This window comes from Vibrio sp. Vb0349 (genome assembly GCF_033338975.1).
This window is the reverse complement of the sequence record NZ_JAWOTS010000392.1, coordinates 1-1,095: the sequence shown is the minus strand read 5'-3', so window position 1 is coordinate 1,095 and position 1,095 is coordinate 1. Positions and strand designations below refer to the sequence as shown.

Sequence of the window (1,095 nt, the reverse complement as noted above, 5' to 3'; positions counted from 1 at the left end):
GTTCATCACATCTTTTGTCCTCGAGCACTCCCTTTCTTTCAATCTTATTGTTCCGCTCTGGAGTATTTTTCGTGCATCGCTATAAAGAAGAAGCATCGAGTCTAATTAAATTGGCTACCCCTGTATTGATCGCGTCTGTCGCTCAAACGGGCATGGGTTTTGTCGATACCGTAATGGCAGGTGGCGTTAGCGCAACTGACATGGCTGCGGTATCTGTCGCTTCAAGCATTTGGCTGCCATCTATTTTGTTTGGTATTGGCCTGCTTATGGCTTTGGTTCCTGTTGTGGCGCAGCTTAACGGATCTGCGCGTCGCGAAAAGATCCCATTTGAAATTCAGCAAGGTGTTGTCCTTGCGTTGTTAATCAGTATCCCGATCATTGGTGTGTTACTGCAAACACAGTTCATTCTACAATTGATGGACGTAGAAGCTGTGATGGCAGATAAAACCGTCGGCTACATTCATGCTGTGATTTTCGCTGTGCCAGCTTTTCTTCTCTTCCAAACTCTGCGCAGCTTCACTGATGGTATGTCATTAACCAAGCCAGCGATGGTGATTGGATTTATTGGTTTACTGCTGAACATCCCGCTTAACTGGATTTTCGTTTACGGTAAATTTGGCGCGCCTGAGTTGGGTGGCGTAGGCTGTGGCGTAGCAACCACCATCGTCTATTGGGTTATGTTCGCGTTGCTGTTAGCGTATGTGATGACGTCATCACGACTAAAAAGCATCAATGTGTTTGGCGAATACCATAAACCACAATGGAAAGCGCAAGTTCGCCTGTTCAAACTGGGTTTCCCTGTTGCAGCGGCACTGTTCTTTGAAGTGACACTGTTTGCTGTAGTGGCGCTGTTGGTATCACCACTTGGCCCAATCATCGTTGCGGCGCACCAAGTTGCGATTAACTTCTCTTCGTTGGTATTTATGTTGCCAATGAGTGTAGGTGCTGCGGTAAGTATTCGCGTTGGTCACCGTTTGGGCGAAGAAAATGTCGACGGTGCACGCGTTGCATCTCGCGTCGGTATTATGGTTGGTCTTGCTTTAGCAACGATTACAGCAATCATCACAGTACTGTCTCGTGAACTGATTGCTGAGC

At 47.2% G+C, this 1,095-nt stretch carries 1 protein-coding gene; it reads left to right on the top strand.

What is annotated here, in order from left to right:
- Positions 1 to 71 precede the first annotated feature (71 nt).
- A partial coding sequence (locus R7Q47_RS26090) for an MATE family efflux transporter (RefSeq protein WP_318090241.1) occupies positions 72 to 1,095 on the top strand: 1,024 nt, incomplete at its 3' end.